Origin of the sequence: Streptomyces verrucosisporus, assembly GCF_017114865.1 — a bacterium.
Classification (GTDB): domain Bacteria; phylum Actinomycetota; class Actinomycetes; order Streptomycetales; family Streptomycetaceae; genus Streptomyces; species Streptomyces fenghuangensis.
Genome location: NZ_JADEYH010000009.1, coordinates 53,029 through 76,660, shown reverse-complemented (window position 1 = coordinate 76,660; position 23,632 = coordinate 53,029). Strand labels below are relative to the sequence as shown.

Annotated in this window: 22 protein-coding genes; 5 read left to right on the top strand and 17 right to left on the bottom strand. The window is 72.6% G+C overall.

From position 1 onward, the window contains the following. Positions 1 to 146 precede the first annotated feature (146 nt). Together IQ279_RS12660 and IQ279_RS12655 are read left to right on the top strand one after the other, a co-directional pair. A complete protein-coding gene (locus IQ279_RS12660; protein WP_206348517.1) occupies positions 147 to 701 on the top strand; it encodes a peroxiredoxin in 555 nt (184 codons plus the stop codon). A 17-nt stretch (positions 702 to 718) separates the two neighbouring features. Beyond that, a complete protein-coding gene (locus tag IQ279_RS12655; protein ID WP_206348515.1) occupies positions 719 to 1,285 on the top strand; it encodes an alkyl hydroperoxide reductase in 567 nt (188 codons plus the stop codon). Positions 1,286 to 1,408: 123 nt separating this feature from the next. On the opposite strand, the gene IQ279_RS12650 is transcribed toward IQ279_RS12655, so the two are convergent. The 5 genes from IQ279_RS12650 to IQ279_RS12630 all read right to left on the bottom strand — a co-directional run bounded on the left by IQ279_RS12650 (position 1,409) and on the right by IQ279_RS12630 (position 8,349). Beyond that, entirely contained in the window at positions 1,409 to 3,517 is a 2,109-nt protein-coding gene (locus IQ279_RS12650) for a SpoIIE family protein phosphatase (RefSeq protein WP_372445124.1), read from the bottom strand. Between the two features lie 62 nt (positions 3,518 to 3,579). Further along, positions 3,580 to 4,257: a class I SAM-dependent methyltransferase gene (locus tag IQ279_RS12645; protein ID WP_206348513.1), complete on the bottom strand. Its 678-nt coding sequence runs from the start codon at positions 4,255 to 4,257 to the stop codon at positions 3,580 to 3,582. Between the two features lie 176 nt (positions 4,258 to 4,433). After that, complete coding sequence (fomD, locus tag IQ279_RS12640) at positions 4,434 to 5,117, bottom strand: cytidylyl-2-hydroxypropylphosphonate hydrolase (protein WP_206348512.1); 684 nt, start codon at positions 5,115 to 5,117, stop codon at positions 4,434 to 4,436. Between the two features lie 91 nt (positions 5,118 to 5,208). Next, positions 5,209 to 6,615, bottom strand: a complete 1,407-nt coding sequence (locus IQ279_RS12635; protein ID WP_206348511.1) for a class II fumarate hydratase — start codon at positions 6,613 to 6,615, stop codon at positions 5,209 to 5,211. A 27-nt stretch (positions 6,616 to 6,642) separates the two neighbouring features. Beyond that, on the bottom strand, positions 6,643 to 8,349 hold the full coding sequence (locus tag IQ279_RS12630) for a fumarate hydratase (RefSeq protein WP_241028012.1): 1,707 nt from the start codon (positions 8,347 to 8,349) through the stop codon (positions 6,643 to 6,645). Between the two features lie 170 nt (positions 8,350 to 8,519). Between IQ279_RS12630 and IQ279_RS12625 the strand changes: the two genes are divergently transcribed. Continuing rightward, entirely contained in the window at positions 8,520 to 9,155 is a 636-nt protein-coding gene (locus IQ279_RS12625) for a DUF1707 SHOCT-like domain-containing protein (RefSeq protein WP_206348510.1), read from the top strand. 121 nt (positions 9,156 to 9,276) lie between these two features. Here the strand turns inward: IQ279_RS12625 and IQ279_RS12620 are convergent, their stop codons facing one another. The 9 genes from IQ279_RS12620 to IQ279_RS12580 form a co-directional block, all read right to left on the bottom strand. Continuing rightward, a complete protein-coding gene (locus IQ279_RS12620; protein WP_307792329.1) occupies positions 9,277 to 11,709 on the bottom strand; it encodes an ABC transporter permease in 2,433 nt (810 codons plus the stop codon). After that, positions 11,706 to 12,392: an ABC transporter ATP-binding protein gene (locus IQ279_RS12615; protein WP_206348509.1), complete on the bottom strand. Its 687-nt coding sequence runs from the start codon at positions 12,390 to 12,392 to the stop codon at positions 11,706 to 11,708. Before IQ279_RS12615 ends, IQ279_RS12620 begins: the two co-directional genes overlap by 4 nt. Further along, positions 12,389 to 12,913, bottom strand: coding sequence for a PadR family transcriptional regulator (locus tag IQ279_RS12610; RefSeq protein WP_206348508.1), 525 nt, complete (start codon positions 12,911 to 12,913; stop codon positions 12,389 to 12,391). Before IQ279_RS12610 ends, IQ279_RS12615 begins: the two co-directional genes overlap by 4 nt. A gap of 102 nt (positions 12,914 to 13,015) precedes the next feature. After that, complete coding sequence (locus tag IQ279_RS12605; protein ID WP_206348507.1) at positions 13,016 to 13,282, bottom strand: type II toxin-antitoxin system antitoxin; 267 nt, start codon at positions 13,280 to 13,282, stop codon at positions 13,016 to 13,018. After that, positions 13,279 to 14,232, bottom strand: coding sequence for an SPFH domain-containing protein (locus IQ279_RS12600; RefSeq protein WP_206348506.1), 954 nt, complete (start codon positions 14,230 to 14,232; stop codon positions 13,279 to 13,281). The genes IQ279_RS12605 and IQ279_RS12600 overlap by 4 nt, the downstream gene beginning before the upstream one ends. A 149-nt stretch (positions 14,233 to 14,381) precedes the next feature. Then, positions 14,382 to 15,737: an AI-2E family transporter gene (locus tag IQ279_RS12595; protein ID WP_206348505.1), complete on the bottom strand. Its 1,356-nt coding sequence runs from the start codon at positions 15,735 to 15,737 to the stop codon at positions 14,382 to 14,384. Between the two features lie 224 nt (positions 15,738 to 15,961). Continuing rightward, positions 15,962 to 16,651 carry an aggregation-promoting factor C-terminal-like domain-containing protein gene (locus IQ279_RS12590; protein ID WP_206348504.1) on the bottom strand — a complete coding sequence of 230 codons (690 nt, stop codon included), beginning with the start codon at positions 16,649 to 16,651 and terminating at the stop codon, positions 15,962 to 15,964. Between the two features lie 387 nt (positions 16,652 to 17,038). Beyond that, the gene (gene phoH2 / locus IQ279_RS12585) at positions 17,039 to 18,373 is read right to left on the bottom strand and encodes an RNA 5'-3' helicase PhoH2 (protein ID WP_206348503.1); all 1,335 of its coding nucleotides are present in this window, start codon (positions 18,371 to 18,373) and stop codon (positions 17,039 to 17,041) included. A 302-nt stretch (positions 18,374 to 18,675) separates the two neighbouring features. After that, on the bottom strand, positions 18,676 to 19,473 hold the full coding sequence (locus IQ279_RS12580; protein ID WP_206348502.1) for an isoprenyl transferase: 798 nt from the start codon (positions 19,471 to 19,473) through the stop codon (positions 18,676 to 18,678). 280 nt (positions 19,474 to 19,753) lie between these two features. Here IQ279_RS12580 and mgrA point away from each other — a divergent pair, with 280 nt between their 5' ends. Beyond that, complete coding sequence (mgrA, locus tag IQ279_RS12575; protein ID WP_206348501.1) at positions 19,754 to 20,797, top strand: L-glyceraldehyde 3-phosphate reductase; 1,044 nt, start codon at positions 19,754 to 19,756, stop codon at positions 20,795 to 20,797. A gap of 142 nt (positions 20,798 to 20,939) precedes the next feature. Here the strand turns inward: mgrA and IQ279_RS12570 are convergent, their stop codons facing one another. Beyond that, a complete protein-coding gene (locus tag IQ279_RS12570) occupies positions 20,940 to 21,731 on the bottom strand; it encodes a prepilin peptidase (RefSeq protein ID WP_206348500.1) in 792 nt (263 codons plus the stop codon). Between the two features lie 162 nt (positions 21,732 to 21,893). On the opposite strand from IQ279_RS12570, the gene IQ279_RS12565 reads away from it, so the two are divergent. Beyond that, positions 21,894 to 22,250 carry a DUF192 domain-containing protein gene (locus IQ279_RS12565; protein WP_206348499.1) on the top strand — a complete coding sequence of 119 codons (357 nt, stop codon included), beginning with the start codon at positions 21,894 to 21,896 and terminating at the stop codon, positions 22,248 to 22,250. A 150-nt stretch (positions 22,251 to 22,400) separates the two neighbouring features. Here IQ279_RS12565 and IQ279_RS12560 read toward each other — a convergent pair whose 3' ends face one another. Together IQ279_RS12560 and IQ279_RS12555 are read right to left on the bottom strand one after the other, a co-directional pair. Then, entirely contained in the window at positions 22,401 to 23,036 is a 636-nt protein-coding gene (locus IQ279_RS12560; protein WP_206348498.1) for an OmpA family protein, read from the bottom strand. After that, on the bottom strand, positions 23,036 to 23,632 hold the full coding sequence (locus IQ279_RS12555) for a hypothetical protein (RefSeq protein ID WP_241028010.1): 597 nt from the start codon (positions 23,630 to 23,632) through the stop codon (positions 23,036 to 23,038). Before IQ279_RS12555 ends, IQ279_RS12560 begins: the two co-directional genes overlap by 1 nt.

Below are 23,632 nucleotides of genomic sequence, written 5' to 3'. Positions count from 1 at the left end.
GCCGACAGGGTCACTGATAACCACCTCCGATCAATGCCAGTGAGTCTAGCTATTTCTGTGATCAATGTTGGCTATGGCAGTGTGGATCGCGTCCAACCCTCAGGAAAGCCCCACGGCGGGGCGTTTCCACGCAACAAGGAGCGAGCGTGCTCACTGTCGGTGACAAGTTCCCCGAGTTCGACCTGACCGCCTGTGTGGACCTCGACGCCGACAAGGCGTTCGAGGAGATCAACCACAAGACGTACGAGGGCAAGTGGAAGGTCGTCTTCTTCTGGCCGAAGGACTTCACCTTCGTCTGCCCGACCGAGATCGCCGCCTTCGGCAAGCTGAACGACGAGTTCGCCGACCGCGACGCCCAGATCCTCGGCGTCTCGGGCGACTCGGAGTTCGTGCACCACGCCTGGCGCAAGGACCACGCCGACCTGCGCGACCTGCCCTTCCCGATGCTGGCCGACCCCAAGCACGAGCTGATGCGGGCCTGCGGCGTCGAGGGCGAGGACGGCTACGCCCAGCGCGCCGTCTTCATCGTCGACCAGAACAACGAGATTCAGTTCACCATGGTGACCGCCGGCTCCGTCGGCCGTAACCCCAAGGAGGTCCTGCGGGTCCTGGACGCCCTGCAGACCGACGAGCTGTGCCCCTGCAACTGGTCCAAGGGCGAGGACACCCTCGACCCGGTCAAGCTGCTCTCGGGCGAGTGAGGGGCTGAGACGACGACATGGCTCTCGACGACCTGAAGTCGGCGCTGCCGGCATACGCCAAGGACCTCAAGCTCAACCTCGGCTCCGTGATAGGCAACTCCGACCTGCCCCGGCAGCAGCTGTGGGGCACGGTGCTGGCCTGCGCGATCGCCTCGCGCTCGCCGAAGGTGCTCACCGAGCTGGAGCCGGAGGCGAAGGCCAACCTCTCCCCCGAGGCGTACACCGCCGCCAAGGCGGCCGCGGCCGTCATGGCGATGAACAACGTCTTCTACCGCACCCGGCACCTGCTGTCGGACCCGGAGTACGGCACCCTGCGCGCGGGCCTGCGGATGAACGTCATCGGCAACCCGGGCGTGGACAAGGCCGACTTCGAGCTGTGGTCGCTGGCCGTCTCCGCGGTCAACGGCTGCGGGCAGTGCCTGGACTCCCACGAGCAGGTGCTCCGCAAGGCCGGTGTGGACCGCGAGACGGTCCAGGAGGCCTTCAAGATCGCCTCCGTCGTCCAGGCCGTCGGCACGGTGCTGGAAGCCGAGGCCACGCTGGCCGGAGCGCAGGCGGACGCCCCGGCGGCCGCGGCGGTCTGACGGACCGTCCCGGCCCGACCGATCGCCTCGGCCCGGCGGGCCGTCGCGAACCCCCGGCGTGAACGGACGGGCCCCGCACCACCACCAGTGGTGCGGGGCCCGTCCGTTCGCCCCGCGGCCGCGCTACGGTATGGGCAGCTCGAACCAGACCACCTTGCCGGTGCTCAGCCGGGTCGCGCCCCAGCGCCGGGCCAGCCGGTTGACCAGGTACAGGCCCCGGCCGCCCTCGTCCGTCGCCCTGGCCTGCCGCAGCCTGGGCAGCTGCGGCACGTCGTCGCCGACCTCGCAGCGCAGTGTGTCGGTGCGCAGCAGCCGCAGCGTGATGGGCCGCTCGGCGTAGCGGACGGCGTTGGTCACCACCTCACTGACCAGCAGCTCCACCGAGTCCGACAGATCCGCCAGGTCCCAGCGCTCCAGCGCGCGCCGGGCCAGGCGGCGGGCCTGCCGCGCGGTCTGGGCGCGCGGGTCGAGGTACCAGTAGGCCACGTCGCTGGGCGGGATGCCGTCGAAGCGGGCGGCCAGCAGCGCGATGTCGTCGTCCCGGTCGCCGGGGCCGAGGATGTCCAGCACCTCGTCGCACAGCGGTTCCAGCGGCGGCGGGGTGTCGGGGCGGGTCAGCCCGGCGGTGTCGGTGAGCTTCTCGCGCAGCTGCTCGATCCCGGTCCACACGTCCCGGTGGCGGGACTCCACCAGGCCGTCGGTGTAGAGCAGCAGCGTGGCGCCGGCCGGGGCGTCCAGCTCCACCGCCTCGAAGTCCACGCCCCCCACCCCGATGGGCGCCCCGGCCGGGACGCGCAGCACCTCGGCGTGGCCGTCGCGGTGCAGCATCACCGGCGGCGGGTGCCCGGCGTTGGCCACCACGATCCGGTGGGCCACGGGGTCGTAGACGGCGTACAGGCAGGTCGCCATGCGGTCGCTGCCCAGGCGCTGGGCCTGCTCGTCGAGGTGGTGCAGCACCTCCTGCGGCGGCAGGTCGAGCCCGGCCAGGGTCTGGGCGGTGGTGCGCAGCTGGCCCATGATCGCCGCGGAGGTCATGGAGTGGCCCATGACGTCGCCGACGACCAGGGCCACCCGGCCGCCGGGCAGCGGTATCGCGTCGTACCAGTCGCCGCCCACCCGGGCGGTCTCGGCCGCCGGGAGGTAGCGGCTGGCCAGCGTCACCCCGGTGGGCTGGGGCAGCTCGTCGGGGAGCATGGTGCGCTGGAGTTCGTCGGCGATGTACGCCTCGCGTCCGTAGAGCACCGCCTTGTCCACGCCCAGTGCGGTGTGCGTGGCCAACTGCGCGGCCACCAGCAGGTCGTCGCCCTCGAAGGCGGCCCGGTCGGCGCGGCGCAGGAACACCGCCGCGCCGATGACGCGGCGGCGCCCGCGCAGCGGGGCGAGGATCGCCCGGCGTCCGGCCGGGATCTCACGGGCGGGGCCGAGAAGCTCCGGCAGCGCCTCGCGGACGGTGGGCGCGTCGCCGAAGACCGGGCGCACCCCGCGCAGCACCTCGGCCAGCGGGCCGCCGCCGCGCACCTCGATCTGCTCAGGCGTCCCGCTCACCGTGCCCTCCGGCGCGGCGGTGAGCAGGGGCAGCGGGAACTCCCCGGTGTCGGAGGGGTCGGCCTCGGCGGAGGCCGGGGCCGCGTAGTCGGGCAGCCGGTCGGTGCGGCGCAGCCGCAGCAGGAAGGGCCCGGTGGGGCGCTCGTCCCCCACCGGCAGCGGATCGCGCAGATAGACCAGGATCGCGTCCGAGAACGCCGGGACGCTGGCCCGGCACAGCCCGAGCACGGTCTCGTCCAGGTCGACGCCGCGGGCGATCCGCCGGGTGGCGGCTCCCACGAAGCGCAGTCGGTCGCCCCCGCGCCGCTCCCGCTCGGCCCGCTCGTCCGGCTCCTCCGGCTCGTCCGTGCCGGGGTGCCCTGCCGCCGTCGGCCCGGCGCCCGGGTCGGCGGGCTCCGGCGCGGCGGGACGGCTGCGGCAGGCCGGCTCGTCGCCGCCCGCGGGCCGGGCGTGGCCGGTGTGTGGGCGGCGTCCGGCGGCCGGTGCGGGCGTCTGTGGCGGGGCGGGGGCGTCCCTGGGCGCGGTGGCCGCCAGATCCGACGCCCCCGGCTCGTCCCGGGGATCGGGAAGCGCGGCGTGCGCGGCGTCGGCGCGCCCGGCCGTTCTCTCCGGCGCGGGCGCGGCCGTACGAGCACCGCCGCCCATCGGCCGGGCAGCGGACTGTCGGGGGGTCGGATACTCCGTCACGCGTTGGGTTTCCATCCGTCCGGGGCCGCGCCGTGCATCGGGCGGGCCCAGCGCTTGAGGACTCAGGGGCGTCGGCAGTTGAGGAAGACCTGTATCTCGGGGGAGACGTCCGTACTGGCCGGCGCGTACGCGAACGTCTCCTCCCCGCCGATCTCGAAGCCCGCGTCGGCCACGACCTGGCGCAGCTCCTCCCGCAGGTAACCGGATACCCGGATCGTATGGCCCAGGAACGGGATGGCGAAGTCGTCCACGTCCGCCTCGACCATGCCGAGCGCCAGCAGCCCGCCGGGGCGCAGCTGACCGTGCAGCATCCTCAGGGCGACGGGGATCTCCTTGCGCGGCAGCATCAGCAGCGAGAAGAAGACGGCGGCGCCGTCGAAGGGCCCCAGACCGGCGCGCTCCAGGTCGGCGAGGTCCATCAGGCGGAAGTCGGCGTTGGGGACGTTGGCCCGGCCCAGCTCGACCATGCCGGGGGAGATGTCGATGCCGGTGACCCGGTGCCCGGCGTCGGCGAGCTGCCGGGCGGTGGGCACCCCGGTGCCGCAGCCGACGTCGAGCACCCGCGAACCGGCGGGCAGCTCCTTCGCCAGCCAGGCGCCGGCGGTCAGCTGCCCCTCCTTGTGGGGGAAGACGTCGTCGTAGCGGTCGCCGATCGCGTCGAACGCCTCGGCCTGTCCGGCGCGGTCGATGGCCGCTCTGTCGTAGCCCGTGTACACCTGGTGGCCTTCCGTGTCGCTCACGCTGGGGCTCCTCTCGCGGCGGTGCGCCAAATCCCTTGCATGGACAGGGAGTTCACTGTGGTGGGCTTTCCGCCGAGTCCGGGGGTGATCCTACTTTCGGCGCCCGGGGGCGCGGCAAGGAACCGCGGAACGTCCTCCGCCATCATGCGAGACGCGCGGCCACCCCACCAGCCCTTTCAGCCGATCCGTACGGGTTCGCGGTCCCAGTCCCGCGGCAGCGGCGGAATCCGCCAGGCGGGATCGGGCCGCCAGTCCTCCCATCCGTCGCCGAAGGGGCTGCCCCAGTCGCGCACCACCTCCACCGCGCGCCGCCCGGCGGCCCGTACGCGCTCGGCCTGGGCGGCGTCCATCAGGCCGACGCGCTGCGCCTGCTCGAACTCGTCCTCGTCCCGCCACTGCCAGGTGCGGTCGGGGTGGACGGTGATGTCCAGGAAGTGGTCCTCGGAGTCCACACCGCCCGTCCAGCGGCGCAGGGGTTCCTCCAGATTGACGTACCAGTTCCGAAACCGCCAGCCGCGGTCCCAGAACAGCCACACCGACCAGGGTTCGCCGGCCCGCGCGAGCTTGAGGACCCCGGTGCCGAACCACCGCGACCGCACCGTCCGGCGCGGCTTGGTGTAGCGGGTGGCCAGCGGCTCGCGGTGCACGGGCGTGCCGTCGGCGAGCTCCGGCTTGACGCAGGCGGTCCCCGGCGCCATCCACACGGCGAGCAGTTCGGGGGTGTCGCGGACGACGGTCACCGGGCGGCAGATGTGCAGGGCGTCGCCGCCGTTGGCCCGGTACCGCCACAGGATGTGCTCGCCGGCCCTCCAGCGGGTGCCGCCCGCCGCGTGTGTGTGATCCGCCGTGTCCGCCGTCATGCACGGATCTTAGGCCCGCGCCGGGGACGGGCCCGGGATCTTAGGCCCGTCCCCGGCCCCGTGCCGCGGGCCGGGGCCGGTCCGGGACGGATCAGGGACGGGTCATGCGCAGCACGTCCAGGGCCTGGTCGAGCTGCTCCAGGGTGAGCTCGCCGCGCTCGACGTAGCCGGCCTCCAGGACCACCTCACGGATGGTCCTGCGCTCGGCCAGGGACCGCTTGGCGACCTTCGCGGCCTCCTCGTAGCCGATGTAGCGGTTGAGCGGGGTCACCACGGACGGGGAGGACTCGGCGTACTCGCGGGCCCGCTCGGCGTCGGCCTCGATGCCGTCGACCGTGCGGTCGGCCAGCAGCCGGGAGGAGTTCGCCAGCAGCCGGATCGACTCCAGCAGGTTCCGGGCGATGACGGGGAGCATGACGTTCAGCTCGAAGTTGCCCGACGCGCCGGCCACCGCGACCGTGGCGTCGTTGCCCATGACCTGCGCGGCGACCATCAGGACCGCCTCGGGGACCACCGGGTTGACCTTGCCGGGCATGATAGAGGAGCCGGGCTGGAGGTCGGGCAGGCGGATCTCGGCCAGCCCGGTGCGCGGGCCCGAGGACATCCAGCGCAGGTCGTTGCAGATCTTGGTCAGGCTCACGGCGACGGTGCGCAGCTGCCCGGAGGTCTCCACCAGGGCGTCCCGGGCGCCCTGGGCCTCGAAGTGGTCGCGGGCCTCGGTCAGCGGCAGCCCTGTGGTGCGGGCGACCTCGGCGATGACGGCCGCCGGGAAGCCCGGCGGGGTGTTGATGCCGGTGCCCACCGCGGTGCCGCCCAGCGGCAGCTCGGCCAGGCGCGGCAGGCAGGCGCGCAGCCGCTCCACCCCGTGGCGCACCTGCGCCGCGTAGCCGCCGAACTCCTGGCCGAGCGTGACGGGCGTGGCGTCCATCAGATGGGTTCGGCCGGACTTGACGACCTCGGCGAACTCCTCCGCCTTGCGCTCCAGTGCCTGCGCCAGGTGCTCCAGTGCGGGGATCAGGTCCCCGGTGACGGCGGCGGTGGCCGCGATGTGGATGGAGGAGGGGAAGACGTCGTTGGAGGACTGGCTGGCGTTGACGTGGTCGTTGGGGTGCACCGGCGCGCCCAGCCGCTCGCTCGCGAGGGTGGCCAGCACCTCGTTCGTGTTCATGTTGGAGGAGGTGCCGGAGCCGGTCTGGAAGACATCCACGGGGAAGTGGTCGTCCCAGCGGCCCTCGGCGACCTCCTCGGCGGCCTGCTCGACGGCCCGGGCCAGGTCCGCGTCCAGGACGCCGAGCTCGGCGTTGACCCGGGCCGCGGCGGCCTTGATCCGGGCCAGCGCCTGGATGTGCGCGCGTTCCAGGCGCCGGCCCGACAGGGGGAAGTTCTCCACGGCGCGCTGCGTCTGCGCCCGCCACCTGGCGTGGGCGGGCACCCGCACCTCGCCCATGGAGTCGTGCTCGATCCGGTATTGCCGCTTGTCGTCGCTCGTCCCGGTCATGGGACGAATCTAACCGGACAGGGCCGGTCAGTCGGCGGAGCGCACCGGGATGGAGGTGACGAACGGCTGGGCCGGGCCCGGGTCGGTGAAGAAGTCGTTGCCCTTGTCGTCGACGACGACGAAGGCGGGGAAGTCCTCGACCTCGATCCGCCAGACCGCCTCCATGCCCAGCTCCTCGTACTCCAGGACCTCCACCTTCCTGATGCAGTCCTGGGCCAGGCGCGCGGCCGGGCCGCCGATGGAGCCGAGGTAGAAGCCGCCGTGCTGCGCGCAGGCGTCGGTGACCTGCTTGCTGCGGTTGCCCTTGGCCAGCATCACGAAGGAGCCGCCCGCGGCCTGGAACTGCTCGACGTAGGCGTCCATGCGGCCGGCGGTGGTCGGGCCGAAGGAGCCCGAGGCGTAGCCCTGCGGGGTCTTGGCCGGGCCCGCGTAGTACACGGCGTGGTCGCGCAGGTAGGCCGGCATCTCCTCGCCCGCGTCCAGCCGCTCCTTGATCTTGGCGTGGGCGATGTCGCGGGCCACGACCAGCGGGCCGCTCAGGGACAGCCGGGTCTTGACCGGGTACTTGGACAGCTCGGCGCGGATCTCGTCCATCGGCCGGTTGAGGTCGATCCGCACCACGTCCGAGTCGAGGTCGGCGTCGGTGGTGTCGGGCAGGAAGCGCGCCGGGTCCCTCTCCAGCTCCTCCAGGAAGACGCCCTCGGCGGTGATCTTCGCCAGCGCCTGGCGGTCGGCGGAGCAGGAGACGGCGATGGCCACCGGGCAGGAGGCGCCGTGGCGGGGCAGGCGGACCACGCGCACGTCGTGGCAGAAGTACTTGCCGCCGAACTGGGCGCCGATGCCCAGCTTCTGGGTGAGCTCGAAGACCTTCTCCTCCAGCTGGAGGTCCCGGAAGCCGTGGCCGGCCGGGGACCCCTCGGTGGGCAGGGAGTCCAGGTAGTGGGCGGAGGCGTACTTGGCGGTCTTGAGCGCGTACTCGGCCGAGGTGCCGCCGACGACGATCGCCAGGTGGTACGGCGGGCAGGCGGCCGTGCCCAGGGAGCGGATCCTCTCCTCCAGGAAGCGCATCATGGCGCCCTCGTTCAGGACGGCCTTGGTCTCCTGGTAGAGGAAGGACTTGTTGGCGCTGCCGCCGCCCTTGGCCATGAACAGAAACTTGTAGGCGTCGCCGTCGGTGGCGTACAGCTCGACCTGGGCCGGGAGGTTGGTGCCGGTGTTCCTCTCCTCCCACATGGTCAGCGGGGCCATCTGGGAGTAGCGCAGGTTGAGCTGGTCGTAGGCGTCGAAGACACCGCCGGACAGGGCCTTCTCGTCGTCGCCCTCGGTCAGCACGTTCTGGCCGCGCTTGCCCATCACGATCGCGGTGCCGGTGTCCTGGCACATCGGCAGGACGCCCGCGGCGGCGATGTTGGCGTTCTTCAGCAGGTCCAGCGCCACGAAGCGGTCGTTGGGGGACGCCTCGGGGTCGTCCAGGATGCGGCGCAGCTGGGCCAGGTGGGCCGGGCGCAGGTAGTGGGAGATGTCGTGCATCGCCTCGGCCGCGAGCTTGCGCAGCGCCTCCGGCTCGACCTTCAGGAAGGTGCGTCCGCCCGCCTCGAAGGTGCTGACGCCCTCGGCGGTGACCAGGCGGTAGGGGGTGGTGTCCTCGCCCAGGGGGAGGAGTTCGGTGTAGGCGAACTCCTCGGAGGCCGGGCTGGAGGCGGCCGCGTGGGACGGGCGGGGGTCGGCAGGCATGGACGGTCTCTTCCTCTCGACGGTGGCGCCTCACAGGGTATGACCCCCGAACGGGTGGCGGTGGTGTGAGGTGCGGCTCAGCCGCCGGGCCGGGCTCCAGGCCGGTCCCTGGCCGAACCGCGGCCGACGCGGCACTGGTCGCGATGTATCGCGTTCGCTAGGGTGGCGGCGTGGACGAGAAGACCTCCCTGCGCAAGCAGCCCGCGGCACGGCCTCCCGCCGCGTCCCCGGCGGACGTACGCGCCTCCGACGCCGACCGCGACCGGGTGGCGGAGATCCTGCGCGAGGCTCTCGCTCAGGGGCGGCTGGACGCCGGCGAGCACGCCGAGCGGATCGACGCGGTGTACCGGGCCAGGACGATGGGCGAGTTGCGGCCGCTGGTCCGCGACCTGCCGGCCGGACGGGAGGCGGCTCCCCAATCCGGCCGCCCGGCGTCCGGCGGGGACGACGACCATGTGATCGCGGTCTTCGGCGGGGCCTCGCGCAAGGGGCGCAGGCGGGTGGGCGCCAGGACCACCGCCTTCGCGCTGTTCGGCGGGGTCGAGATCGACCTGACCGAGGCGCTGTTCGAGCGGCGGGAACTCGTCGTCAACGCCACGGCCGTCTTCGGCGGCATCGAGATCAAGGTCCCCGAGAACGTGACCCTGCGCGGCTCGGGCAGCGGGATCATGGGCGGCTACGACGTGGAGGCCAGGGAGTCGGAGGACCCGGACGCCCCGGTGGTCGTGGTGCGCGGCGCCGCGGTCTTCGGCGGGGTCGAGGCGAAGGCGAAGCGCGGCAAGCGCCTGCGGGACCTGCGCCGCTGACGCCCCGTTTCCGTTCCGCTGCCTGGACGCGTACACGCGCGCGCCGCCCGTACGGCCCTCCCCCTGTCCGGGCCGTACGGGCGGCGTGCGGCGGCTCACGGCCGGTGCCGCGCGCGGACGGTCACTCCGTGCGCAGCCCGTCCGGTCGTATCATCCGCCACAGCGGCGGCAGGCTGAGGAGGGTCACCAGCAGCACCACCCCGGCGGCGATGCCCGTCATGGCGCCCAGACTCGTCCAGTGGACGGTGACCGGCACGGAGACCAGCTTCAGCAGCACCGCGCCCAGCCCGGTCCCGCCGAGCACCGACAGTGCCAGCCCGAGGGCCACGGGCAGCGCGGTCTGCCACAGCACCGACCAGCCCAGCGTGGAGCGCCGGGTGCCGAAGGCGACCAGCACCGACAGCAGCTTCCTGCGCTCGCGCAGCTGCTCCAGGGTGGAGACGACCATGCTGGCGCCGATCAGGAGCATCACCCCGGCCGCCCCCGCGTACAGCGCCCGCTGGACGGCGGCGAACCTGCTCGACCGCTCGGTCGCGCTCAGCCTCATGACCTGGGCCCCGGGGGATCCGGTCTCCACCGCGTTGCGGATGTACTCGGCCGCGTCCGGCACGGCGGGATCGGCCTTGACGAAGATGTCGGCGTGGACCCGTGTCGCCCGGGAGAGGTCGAGTGCCCCGGGGGTGGCCAGGATGCCCGCGGAGTACCGGCCCATGGCGTCCGGCCGGGCCTCGACCACGGGGGCGTCGGCCGGTACGGACCAGGGACGCGGCCGGCCCGCCTGTTCGTACGCCTCCTCCGTCTGCGAGTAGACCGGGCTGTTCAGGTCGAAGCGCGCGCCGGGGCGGGCGCCGGACTCCTCCGGCCCGTCCTCGGCCGGGGGCACGACGAAGACGTCCCCCTGCTCGCAGGAGCGCAGCCGGGCCAGTTGCTCCAGAGTGGCGCACTCGGCGACGGTGATCCTCGTCCACGGGGCGTCGACGTCGGGGACCGCTCCGGCTTCCGGGACGTACAGGACCGCCGTTCCCAGTGCCCGTTCCACCCCGGGGGTCTTCTCAAGCCGCTCGGTCAGCTCCCGGGCCTGAGGTCCGTCCCGGAGATCCCGCATCACCTGGAAGTCGGCGCGGGATATGTCGTGGCCGGTGGGGCGTACGTAGTCGTCCTCGACCCCGCCGAACAGCATCTGGACGGCGATGGCGCCGGCGACCGCGACGGTGATGCCGCTGACCGCCCGGGCTCCGGGGCCGCTGTCGAGCTGGAGGCGGCGGACGGCGAGCTGGACGGACAGGGGGCCGCCGCGCATCCGGTTGACGACCCACTCCACCAGCCAGGGCAGCACGGCCGTGACACCGGCCAGCAGCAGTACGACGCCCGCGGCGATCCGGTAGGTGTCGATCGTCCCCCGCTCCGCGTCGACCCCGCCGACCAGCGGCAGTAGCAGCACCAGTCCGATCCCGGGCGGCACCAGCCGCCACCACAGCCGGCGCCTGCGGACGCCCGCGTCGCGCACGACCCCGAGCGGTTCGATGGCGACCCCGCGCAGCGCGAGCAGGGCGACGGCGACGGCGGAGACGGGAACGGCCACCACGATCAGTGCGGTCAGCAGGGCGCTGGGCCGTACGTCGGCGGGGAAGACGCTGATGTCGAAGATCTCCGCCCGCCCGATGGTCCCGCGCACCGGCAGGAACAGCGCGGCGCCGACGGCCAGCCCGAGGAGCGCGCCGACCAGCGACTCGCCGGCCGCGATGCGCCGAACCATCCGGCTGTCGGCGCCGACCAGGCGCAGTGCGGCCAGCCGGCGGTCGCGGCGTTCGCCGCCGAAGCGCACCGAGGTGGCGATGAACACCCAGACCGGGAACAACAGCACCACGCAGGCGACGACCACCAGCAACAGCAGTACGGCGTCCAGCGGCTCGGGTTCGCCCACCTCGTCGAACCGGTCGATCCGCGTCGCGCTGTCCGGGAAGTCGGAGAGGGTGTCACTGCCCGCCAGGAAGGTGAGCTCCCTCGGGCCGAGCAGGCCCTCGTCGCCGATGGTGCCGGTGATCCGCTGGGGGAGCCGCTCCCTGAGGAGCTCCCCCTCCGGGGAGGCGAGCAGTTCACCCAGCGCCGGTGAGACGACCATCTCGCCGGGGCCGGGAAGCCGCTCCACGCCCGGCGGCACCGGCGGGTTGCCGCCTTCCGGCTCGATGTAGCGGCCGCGGACGCCCTCGCCGCGGAACTCGGTGTCGCTCCAGATGTGAAGAGCGCTGTGATCGGAGCGCTCGACCTGCCCGAAACCGAAGGCCTCCCGGGCCTCCCCGCGTGCGTCGCGGGCCCCCAGCATGTTCGGCACGGAGGCCGCGACCAGCAGCACGGCGACGCCGAGACCGACGCCGACGGCCGTGAGCACGGTGCGCACCCAGCTCTCGCGGCCTCCGGCGAGCGCGAAGCGGACGCCCATCGCCAGGTCGGCCGCCCATCGGGCCGCCCCCGAGGGGCCGGTGGGCGCAGCGGGCCCGGGGGCGGGCTCCGGGGCGGGAGAAGCCTGTGGCTTTCTGGAGTCCAGTGCGCTCACAGGGCGCCCGCCATGTCGCGCACCCTGCCGTCGCGGACGACGATCTCGCGGTCGGAGTACGCGGCGACCCGGGCCTCGTGGGTGACCAGCACGACGGCCGCGCCGGTGTCCCGCGCGGCGTCGGTCAGCAGCTGCATCACCCGCTCGCCGTTGAGGGAGTCCAGCGCGCCGGTCGGCTCGTCGGCGAAGACCACGCGCGGCCCGGTGACCAGGGCCCGGGCGACGGCGACGCGCTGCCCCTGACCGCCGGAGACCTGCCCGGGGCGGTGGTGGCGCACGTCGTCCACCTCCAGCCGCTCCAGCCATCCGGCGGCCCGCTTCTCGGCCTCCCTGCGGCCCATGCCGGTCAGCCGCAGCGGCAGGGCGACGTTCTCGGTACAGGTCAGCTCGGGCACGAGTCGGCCGAACTGGAAGATGAAGCCGAACTCCGAGCGGCGCAGGGCACTGCGCTCGGCGTCGGACATGGCCGACAGCTCGCGTCCCCGGTAGTGGACGGTGCCGGAGTCGGGCCGGATGATCCCGGCCAGGCAGTGCAGCAGGGTGGACTTGCCGGAGCCGGAGGGGCCCATCACCGCGACGACCTCACCGGGGCGGACGGAGAAGTCCGCCCCGTCCAGGGCGGGGGTGGGGCCGTAGGACTTGCGCAGTCCGGTGGCGTTCAGCATCGGGTCGGCGGTGGTCATCCGCGTACCTCCCGGGCGAGTTGGTCGAGGCGCGCGGCGGTCAGCTCCAGCCAGCGCAGATCGGCTTCGAGGTGGAACAGTGCGTGGTCGCAGATGAGCTGGTCGGCCAGGTCGCCGTTCCTCTTGCGCTGCGTCAGCTCCCGCATCAGGCGCAGGTGCTCGGCCCGCTGGACGTCCAGCAGCTCCCCCGCGTCGCGCCCGGTCAGCAGGGCGAGGACGACCTTGGTGTAGAGGGTGGACTGGAGGTACGGCTCGGGCTTCTCGGGCCGGCCGAGCCATCCGGCGACATCGGTGACCCCGGCGTCGGTGATGGCGTAGCGCTTGCGCTCGGGGCCTTCCCCCGGCTCGACGCCCTCGACCTCCACCAGGCCGTTCTTCAGCAGCCGGGACATGGTCGAGTAGACCTGCCCGTAGTGGAGCGGGCGGTCGTGGCCGAAGCGCTCGTCGAAGGCGCGCTTGAGGTCGTAGCCGTGGCGGGGCCCGGATTCGAGGAGCCCCAGCAGGGTGTGGCCGATGGACATGCCGAGGACTGTACACCATGTGTATACACGCGATGTATACACATGATGCATACGGCGGTGCGCAGATCTCCGCCCGCGCCGGGCAGGGGCAGTCGGCGCGGGCTACTCCTCCGAGCGCGGCGGGCGGCCCCGGCGCGGATGGGGGCGGGCCTCGCCGGGCATGCGCCCCGCCTCGCTCAGGGCCCTGCGCAGCAGGTAGTCGACCTGGGCGTTGGTGCTGCGCAGCTCGTCCGCCGCCCACTTCGCGAGCGCGTCGTGGACGGCGGGGTCCAGCCGCAGCAGCATCTGCCGGCGGTCGCGCCGGGGCCGCCGCGACCGCTCCTGCTCGGGGCCGCCGCCCTCCGGCGGCCCCTCCGGCCGGGCGCTCACTGGTAGAGCGACCCCGTGTTGAGGACCGGCTGCGGGGAGCGGTCACCGCAGAGCACCACCAGCAGGTTGCTCACCATGGCGGCCTTGCGCTCCTCGTCCAGTTCGACGAAGTCCTGGGAGGCGATCCGCTCCATGGCGTCCTCGACCATGCCGCAGGCCCCCTCCACGATGGTCCGGCGCGCCGCGACCACGGCGCCCGCCTGCTGGCGCTGGAGCATCGCGGCCGCGATCTCGGGGGCGTACGCCAGGTGTGTGAAGCGCGACTCGACGATCCGCACGCCCGCCGCCCGCACCCGGGCGGTCAGTTCGACGGCGAGCTTCTCGGTGATCTCCTCGGCGTTGCCGCGCAGCGACAGGCCGCCCTCGTCGTAGGCGTCGTAGGGGTACTCGATGGCGATGTGCCGCACGGCCGCCTCGGTCTGGGTGGAGACGAACTCCACGAAGTCGTCCACCTCGAAGGTGGCCTGGGCGGTGTCCTCCACCTGCCAGACGACGACGGCCGCCAGCTCGACCGGGTTGCCGTAGGCGTCGTTGACCTTGAGGATCGCCGTCTCGTGGTTGCGCACCCGGGTGGAGACCTTCTTGCGGGTGGTCAGCGGGTTCACCCAGCGCAGGCCGTCCTTGCGGATGGTGCCGGTGTAGCGTCCGAAGAGTTGGACGACCCGGGCCTCCCCCGGTGCGACCATGTTGAGGCCGGCCATGGCGAAGACCGAGCCGATCATCAGCAGCACCCCGGCGACGACCAGCGTCGCCCCGGCGCCGCTCGCACCGTCCTCGACGAGCAGCGCGCCCCCCACCAAGGCGCCGGCCCCGGCCAGCAGGCCCATCAGGCCCATCAGCAGGGCGAGTCCGCCGGGTACGGAGTGCGCGGGCCTCTCGCGCACCCGTGGGGCGGGCATCTCGGGAAGTTCTCCGGCGGCCTGCACGGCCGGCTCGGTCTCAACGGACATGGTGTTCCCCCGTTTCCATGAAGCAGTTCTCTAGCAAAGTGTTATCACTTTATCGCGGTGCCGCAGCTCGCGGAAGAACGGGGTGCGAGAACGCCCGGGCGCCGCCGTACGGCGGTGCCCGGGCGTGAGAACCGTGCGCTCGGCGCGGCCTACCGCTGCCCGCCCTCCCCCGGCTCCGAAGGCGGCTCGGTCCCGGGGGACTTGGGCGACCTGGGCGCCTCCACGGCCGGCGGCGGCACGACGGACGACGGTTCGGCCGTTCCGGCCGGCACCGCATGGGCCGCCGCGTAGGACTTCATGGAGACGACGACGGACTTGAGCACCGCCACCAGCGGCACCGCCGTCACCGCGCCGGGGATGCCCGCGATCAGACTGCCCCCGGTCACCGCCAGCACCACGCCCAGGGGGTGCACCCGCACCAGCCGGCCCAGGATGAGCGGCTGGAGCACATGCCCCTCCAACTGCTGCACGGCCAGCACGACCGCCAGGACGAGCAGGGCGGAGACCACGCCGTTGGCCACGAACGCCACGACCACCGCCAGCGCTCCGGAGACCACCGCACCGACGATGGGGACGAAGGAGAACAGGAAGATGAACACGGCCAGCGGCACGGCCATCGGCACGTCCAGGAAGTACAGCCCGACACCGATGAAGAAACCGTCGATGAAGGCCACCAGCACCGTGCCGCGCACATAGCTGGTGAGCGTCATCCACGCCCGGGGCCCGGCGCCCGCCACGGCGTCGCGGGCGGCCCGGGGCGCGAAGTTGAGCGACCAGTTCCACACGTTCCGGCCGTCGTAGAGCAGGAAGATCGTCACGAACATCGCCAGCACCGCGCCGGAGAAGAACTCCAGGACCACGGTCACGCCCTGGAGCCCCGCGCTGGTGATCTCCTGGCTGTTGCTGCCGAGCCAGTCGTTGAGGCTGTCGGCGATGTTGTTGATCTGCGCCTCGGTGACGTGGAAGGGGCTGTTGAGCAGCCAGGTCTTCAGCTCGTCGATGCCCTCCTGGACCTGCCGGGTGAGGTCGTCGAGGTTCTCCAGGACCTGCCAGACCACGAACCAGCCCACCAGGCCCAGCATCGCCACGCCCGTCACGAAGGTGATCGCGGCGGACAGTCCGCGCCCCATCCCCAGCCGCCGCAGCCTGGCGGCCGTCGGCTGGAGCAGCGCGGTCAGCAGCAGGCCGATGGTGAAGGCGAGGACGACCAGGCTGATGGCGCTGATCACCTTCATCAGGACGTAGATGACCCCGGCCAGGACCAGCAGCCGCCACCCGGCCTCGGCCGCCACCCTCACCCCCCACGGCACCATGTTCGCGGGCGGGGGCGGATCCGGGGGCGACTGGATAGGGGCGGGGGCCGGGTCACCCGGCGGCGGACCGGCGGGGGGTGAGGGCGGCATCGGCCCGTCGGAACCGTCCTTCTCCTCTGCGCGTGCCAGCCGCTCGGACAGCCGGGTGGCGGCACGCGACACCCCCGCCCTAAGACTCCGAAGTCTCGACATGCCGCTTCCTTCGCCCCCGGTGTTCTGTTCGACCGGACCCAGTATGGTCCGTTCCGCCCCGATCCGGCGTGCCCGCCGTATCGACCCGTCCCATATGGGGACGACGCTACCGGGGTAAAGGGTTGCTCCTTTGCAGACATGCCAAACCCCCCGCCGGCGGGCGGGGGGCGAGGCGGAGCCGGGGCGGCCGCGGGGGCGGCTCGGCGCGAAGGACCGGTACCGGCTCAGTACCAGTGGTTGGCCTGCCAGAACTCCCAGGCGCCGCAGGGGCTGCCGTAGCGGTCGTTCATGTAGTTCAGGCCCCACTTGATCTGGGTGGCCGGGTTGGTCTGCCAGTCGGCTCCGGCCGAGGCCATCTTGGAGCCGGGCAGTGCCTGGACGAGACCGTAGGCGCCGGAGGAGGGGTTCTGGGCCTTGTAGTTCCAGCCGCTCTCGCGCTCGATGATGCTGGAGAAGCACTGGAACTGGCCGCCGCCCACGATCTGCTGGGCCATCGCCTTGACCTCGGCGACGGTGTAGGAGCTCTGCACCGCGAAGTCGGTGCGCTCCGCGGAACGGCTGGCGGCCTGCTGCCGGGCCTCCTCCCGCTTCTTCGCCTCCTCGGCGGCCTTCTCGGCCGCCTCCCTCTTGGCCTGGGCGTCCTTGGCCGCCTGCTTGCGGGCCGCCTCCTCGGCGGCCTTCTTCGCCGCGGCGTCGGCCGCGGCCACGGCGTTGTCCGCCTGCTGTGTGAGGGAAGCGGTCTGAGCCTGCTGGCCTGCGGGTATGTCGGCGAGGAGCGTCGCGTCAGCGGCAGTGGCCTCGACCGGTTCGGCCGTTCCCTGCTCACTTCCCGAGGCCACACCGACGACGGCGCCGACGGTGGTGACCGCGGTGGCGGACGCCACTGCGAACCCCCGGACCGAGATCCGAGTCACACGGTTTCCTTCCACACTGCCCGCTCAGGTGACCTCGCGGGCGCAATCGTGCCCCTGGCTCGGGCCTCCCCACGTACTGGCCACGGGAGGCGCTGGCCCGGCCGGCCCTTCCCGCAGGGGAGGGCCGCGTGGTGCTTCGGGCGGCATACGGCGCGCTGCTGTTGACTTGTGGGTCCGCGCCGGACGGTGCGGACGGTGTTCGTGTGCCGTATGCGGGGCCTGACAGGACCCACACACTGCCGGAGACGGAACCGTGGATGCAATTCTGTGACACGTGGGAAAGCTCACATTCCGTTTCGCCGACCGGTTGGACGGAAAAGGGCGCGCGAAAAGCCCCGCACGGCTAGGGTGCTGCGCTTCGCCGCGCGGGGCCGTTCGCGGACCGCCTCAGATCCGGCCGTCCTCCAGCATTTCGGTCACCAGTGCCGCGATCGGCGACCGCTCGGACCGGGTGAGGGTGATGTGCGCGAAGAGCGGGTGGCCCTTGAGCCGTTCGACCACCGCGGCCACCCCGTCGTACCGCCCCACGCGCAGGTTGTCGCGCTGGGCGACGTCATGGGTGAGGACGACCCGTGAGTCCTGCCCGATCCTGGAGAGGACCGTCAGCAGTACGTTCCGCTCCAGCGACTGGGCCTCGTCGACGATCACGAAGGCGTCGTGCAGGGAACGGCCGCGGATGTGCGTGAGCGGCAGCACCTCCAGCATGCCGCGGGCCGTGATCTCCTCGACCACCTCGCGTGTCGTCACCGCCGAGAGGGTGTCGAAGACCGCCTGCGCCCAGGGGTTCATCTTCTCGTCGGCGGTGCCCGGCAGGTAGCCCAGGTCCTGGCCCCCGACCGCGTACAGCGGCCGGAACACCATCACCTTGCTGTGCTGCCGCCTCTCCAGCACGGCCTCCAGTCCGGCGCACAGCGCCAGCGCGGACTTGCCGGTGCCCGCCCGGCCGCCCATCGAGACGATGCCGACCTCCGGGTCGAGCAGCAGGTCCAGCGCGACGCGCTGCTCGGCACTGCGCCCGTGGATGCCGAACGCCTCGCTGTCACCGCGCACCAGCCTGATCCGCCCCTCGGGCGTGACCCTGCCCAGGGCCCTGCCGCGCTCGGACTGCAGGACCAGGCCGGTGTGCACGGGCAGTTCGGCCGCCTCGGGCACGTACACGCTCTCCGCGGCGAAGAGTTCGTCCACGTCCTCGGCCGCCAGGGCGAGTTCGGTCATACCCGTCCAGCCTGACTCGGTGACGGCCAGCTCGGCCCGGTACTCCTCGGCCAGCAGGCCGACGGAGGAGGCCTTGATGCGCAGCGGCAGGTCCTTGGAGACGACCGTGACGTCGTACCCCTCGGCCTGGAGGTTCCTGGCCACCGCCAGGATGCGCGAGTCGTTGTCGAGCGGCCGGCCGTGGTCTCCGCGCATGGTGGAGGGCAGCACCGCCGGATCCGAGTGGTTGAGTTCGACCCTGAGCGTGCCGCCCAGCTCGCCGATCGGGATCGGGGCGTCCAGCCGCCCGTGCAGTACGCGGTACTCGTCCAGCCGTCTGAGGGCCTGGCGGGCGAAGTAGCCCAGCTCCGGATGGTGGCGCTTGGCCTCCAACTCCGTGACCACGACCACCGGGAGCACGACCTCGTGCTCGTCGAAGCGGGTCACGGCCGCCGGATCGGCGAGCAGGACGCTGGTGTCGATGACGTAGGTGCGCCGGTCTTCCCGGCGCTTGGTGCTGGTCACCACGGATGGACCTACCCCCTCGGAAGAGGTCGGGGTGCGACGGCGTCGCGGGGGATGAGGCCGGGTCCCGGTCCCGTGCACGGGCCGGGCACCGGCCCTCCGCCGCGTCCTCGCGTGCGTCTGCCCGCACGGTCGTCCGTGGTGTGCAAGGGGCCTCCCGGGGCCGCCTCCCTGCGCCGGGAGCCGGCCTGGAGGGGATATTCCCTGCCGGGGCCGCCGCCATGCCCCGGCATATGCCTACGGTGCGATGAACGGCCGGTGTCCCCCTTTCGGGGGAGACCGGCCGCTGCCGAAAATCGCGTCCGTCAGGATCCGTAGCGACGGTGGCGGGCCGCGTAGTCGCGCAGGGCCCGCAGGAAGTCCACCTTCCGGAAGGCGGGCCAGAACACGTCGCAGAAGTAGTACTCGGAGTGGGCGCTCTGCCAGAGCATGAAGCCCGACAGCCGCTGCTCGCCGCTGGTGCGGATCACCAGGTCCGGGTCGGGCTGCCCGCGCGTGTACAGGTGCTCGGCGATGTCCTCCAGGGCGAGGTCCTCCGCGAGCCCCTCCAGGGTCGCGCCCCTCGCGGCCCGGTCGGCGAGCAGGGAGCGCACCGCGTCCACGATCTCCTGCCGGCCGCCGTAGCCGACGGCGACGTTGACCAGGATGCCCCGGTTGCCCCGGGTGCTCTCCTCCGCGTCCTTCAGCACGCGCTGGGTGTGGTCGGGCAGCAGGTCCGGCGTGCCGACGTGGTGCACCCGCCAGCGGCCGTCCGAGGCCAGGTCGCGCACCGCGTCCTCGATGATGCCCAGCAGTGGCCTGAGCTCCTCGGCCGGCCGGCTGAGGTTGTCCGTGGACAGCAGCCACAGGGTGACCACCTCGACGTCCGTCTCGGCGCACCAGCCCAGCATCTCGCGGATCTTCTCGGCCCCCGCCTGGTGGCCCTGCTCGGTCGTGCCGCCGGAGGCGCGCGCCCAGCGGCGGTTGCCGTCGAGGATGACGCCGATGTGCTTGGGCACCTGCTCGTGGTCGAGACGCCCTTCCACCCGGTGGGCGTAGAGCCTGTAGACCAGGCGGCGCAGCCACCGGGGATACCGGGTGCGTCCCCGGGAAGATTGCAGCATCGGTTTGTTCAGCCCCTCCATGCAGGTCCCGAGCACCAGGCCCTGTCCGGTCGCGTCCTCGCGGATCGGCCCTCGGCGCCCTGTGGCCCCTCTCCCCGCCAAGGCGCTCTCGCCCGGGCGGACCCGGGAGGGATGTGGGGGGGGACCGCGGCTCGCGCCCGGCCGGGGCGGGCCGCGAGGAACCGGACGGACAGGTCCTCAGCACCTTACTGCCACGCCGTACGACCGCACGAGCCGGGAATGTCACAGAACGGCGATAAGACAGTGATAGGCAGGGCCCATGAACGACTCACCCCCCTACCGCCCGGACGGCTCCCGCTACGACACCATGCGCTACCGCCGCACCGGGCGCAGCGGACTGCTGCTCCCGGAGATCTCGCTGGGCCTGTGGCACAACTTCGGCGACGACAAGCCGCTGGAGGCCCAGCGGGCGATCCTGCGCCGCGCCTTCGATCTGGGCGTCACCCACTTCGACCTGGCCAACAACTACGGCCCGCCGCCCGGAGCGGCCGAGGCCGGCTTCGGCCGTCTGCTCGCCCGCGACTTCCGCCCCCACCGCGACGAGCTGGTGATCTCCACCAAGGCGGGCTACCCGATGCACCCCGGGCCGTACGGCGAGTGGGGGTCGCGCAAGTACCTGCTGTCCTCCCTGGACGCCTCGCTCGGGCGCATGGGCCTGGAGTACGTCGACGTCTTCTACTCCCACCGCTACGATCCCGAGACCCCGCTGGAGGAGACGATGGGCGCGCTGGCGTCCGCCGTCCACCAGGGCAAGGCTCTGTACGTGGGCGTCTCCTCCTACAGCGCGCGGCGCACGCGCGAGGCGGCGCGGATCCTGCGGGAGATGGGGGTGCGACCGCTGATCCACCAGCCGTCCTACTCCATGATCAACCGCTGGACGGAGGACGACCGCCTGCTGGACACGCTGGAGGCGGAGGGCATGGGCTGCATCTCCTTCGCCCCGCTGGCCCAGGGACTGCTCACCGACAAGTACCTGGACGGCGTCCCGGAGGACTCCCGCGCTGCACGGGGCACCTCCCTGGACCCCGGCCTGCTGACCGAGGAGGTCGTCGGGCGGCTGCGCGCCCTGGCCGCCATCGCCGAGCGGCGCGGCCAGACCCTGGCCCAGCTCGCGCTGAGCTGGGTACTGCGGGATCCGCGGATGACGTCGGCGCTGATCGGCGCGAGCAGCGTGGCGCAGCTGGAGGCGAACGTGGCGGCGGTGCGGAGCCCGGAGCTGACCGAGGAGGAGCTGGCGGAGATCGACACCTACGCGATCTCGGCGCCCGGCGCGAACATCTGGGCCCTCAGCAGCGAGGGCTAGCGAGGGCCGCCGCAGCAAAGTGGGACGGGCGGGGCCCGGACGCGAAGCGGGCCGGTCCGTGGGGGGGGGATACGGACCGGCCCGAGGGGGGGTTTCCACCATAGCCCCTGCCGCGCCGCGCCGCGCGCGACCGCGGCCCGGTTCACACGGTCAGTCCCCCCGCCAGCAGACCCACGAGGGCCCCCGCCACCATGAACGGCCCGAACGGTATGGCCGCCTTGCGGCTCGCCCGCCGGGCGAGGACCAGCGACATCCCGTAGACCGCGCCGAACAGGAGACCGCCGAACGCCCCGGCGAAGAGGATGCCCCACCCGTACCAGCCGAGTACGACGCCGAGTGAGAGCGCCAGCTTCACATCGCCGAAACCCATTCCGTCGGGGTTGATCAGGAAGAGCACGAAGTAGAAGCCGCCGAGAAGGAGGCCCCCGAGCAGCGCGGTGGACCATGACCCGGTGTGCGCGGGCACCAGTGCGGCGGCACCCAGCAGTACGGTCACCGCGGCGGCGAGGGGCAGTGTCAGGTGGTCGGGCAGCCGGTGGACCCTGCGGTCCACGACGGCCAGCAGGACCGCGACCGGTGTGAACAGCAGCCACACGGCGAGTTCCGGGCGGAAGCCGGTGGCCGCGGCGAGCGCGGCGCAGGAGAGCGCCGTGACGGTGGGCACACCGGGGGACGGCGCGAGGTCCTCGGTCCGGTCGCCGGTCCGCCCGCCGGAGCCGGCGCCGGCCGGTACGGTCACCGCGCAGGCCGCGCAGGCCGCGCACCGTGCGCCGCCGAGCCATCCGCGCCCGGGACCCGCGAAGGGGTGCCCCGCCGCGCAGGCGGCCCGCCACGGCTCCCCCGGCTCGACGGACAACCGGTACGCGGCGCGCGGAACGAGGAGCCCCGCGAGGAGACCCCACAGGGCGGCGGCGGTGATCAGGGTGGCGTACACGCGGCCGACTCTAGAACCGCGCGGCCGGCCGGTCATGGGCCCAGGGGCCCACTCCCGGGCCTCTGGTCTCCGGTCGGCCGGGCGCTGTCCCTCTCCGGGAGTGGACGCATCGCTGTCTCCGCCCACCGTGGCGGCCCACGGCTTCCGCTACGGTCGGGGGCCATGGCGAAATGGCGAAACGGCACGGGCAGGTTGGCGGTGGCGGGGCGGGACGGGACGGTGCTCCCCCTGGAGATCGCGGCTTCCTACCGGACCCGCGCCCGGGGCCTGCTCGGCCGGAGCGGCGTCGAAGGGGCGATACTGCTCACCCCCTGCGCGAGCGTGCACACCTTCGGAATGCGCTTCACGATCGACGTGGCCTACCTGGACAAGGGGCTGAGCGTCATCGCCGTACGGACGATGCGGCCGGGACGCCTCGGCTCGCCCCGGCTGCGTTCCCGCCATGTGCTGGAGACGGAGGCCGGGGCCATGGAGCGGTGGGGCATACGCCCGGGGGCCCGGCTGCGCGTCGAGGCCTGACGCGGCGCCTTCGTCGTTCTCGTCGTTCGGCCCGGCCGGCCGCGCGGGCGGCCCGGGCCGGGTGTCCTGCACCGGGCGGCTCTCGGCGCGAACCGGGTGGAGCGGACGGTGTCCGCTCCACCCGGTTCGCGGCCGGCACCGGTTCGGGGACTACTCCCCGCCGCGCGGGAAGGAGATCTCCACACGACGGTTCTTCTTGCGGCCTTCCTCGGTGCTGTTGTCGGCGATCGGGTACTGCTCGCCGTAACCGCGGACCTCGTAGGTGACGCTCGAGTCGAGATCATTGGCCAGCAACTTGTGCACCGCGTTGGCACGCTTCCGGGAGAGCACGTCGCCGTGCGCGGAGGAACCGAGGTTGTCGGTGAAGCCGAAGATCCGGACCTTGGTCGCCCCGTGCTCCTTGACCTCGGCGGCGACCTCGGCGATACGGGACTTCGCCTCGCTGCTCAGAACCGCGCTGTCCTTGCCGAAGAGGACCTCGGACTGCAGCGCGAGCTTGATGTCCTCGTTGGTGTCCTCGCGGCGCTCCTCACCGTCGAGGTCCTCGACGACGGACTTGATGTCGAGAACCTTGGGTTCTGCGAGTGTGGCGCCATCGGCGAGCTTCAGGTCCGGGTCGGCGGCGTCGACCTCGACGGGAACGGAAGCCGATGCCGACGGGTACGGGTCGTCCTCGTCCGCGGCGGCGTACGGGGCCTCGGCCAGTCCGAACGCGAGGATTCCGGTGAGAGCGACCGCGACCGCACCCCTGCGGGGCCGTCCGCGGCGGGAGTTGACGGCACTCATCAGGAGATCTCAATCGGTGCGTTGGGGAAGCCGGGGAACTGGAGACTGACCTCGGTGGTGTCCGAGGGGGGCGCCGGGAACTGGGCGAAGAAGGGGAGGCTCTCACCGGCGTCGATGGCGGGTTGGTACCCGGAAGTGGTCAACGGCCGGTTGTCCGTGTCGCGCAGTACGTAGTAGCGCTTCTTCTCCTTGGAGTCCACAAGCGTCATGGCTGCGACCGACCGGCCGGTCCTCGCCACCGCCTGCTCGTCCCCACTCCACCGAACCGACGTCGTGTACCGGCTGCCTCCGGTGTTCTTGAACTCGCCGCTGACGGTCAGGAAGCCGCCTGCGTCCCGCACGGCCGAGTGGAGAACCATCTCGATGCCTTCCTCGCCCTTGAGCGTCGCGATCACCTTGCTGGTGTCCGGCAGGGTCTTGCCCTCACCCTCGCCGCCCTTCTCCCCGCCCTGGTTCTCGCTCGACGCCGACGGGCTCCCGTCCTTCTCCTTCGCGCTTTCGTCGCCACCGCAGGCCGCGGCGGAAACGGTCAACGCCGCGGCCAGCAGGGCCGCCACCCCGGACCGGCGCAGCTTCCCGGTTTTCCAAGTTCCCAT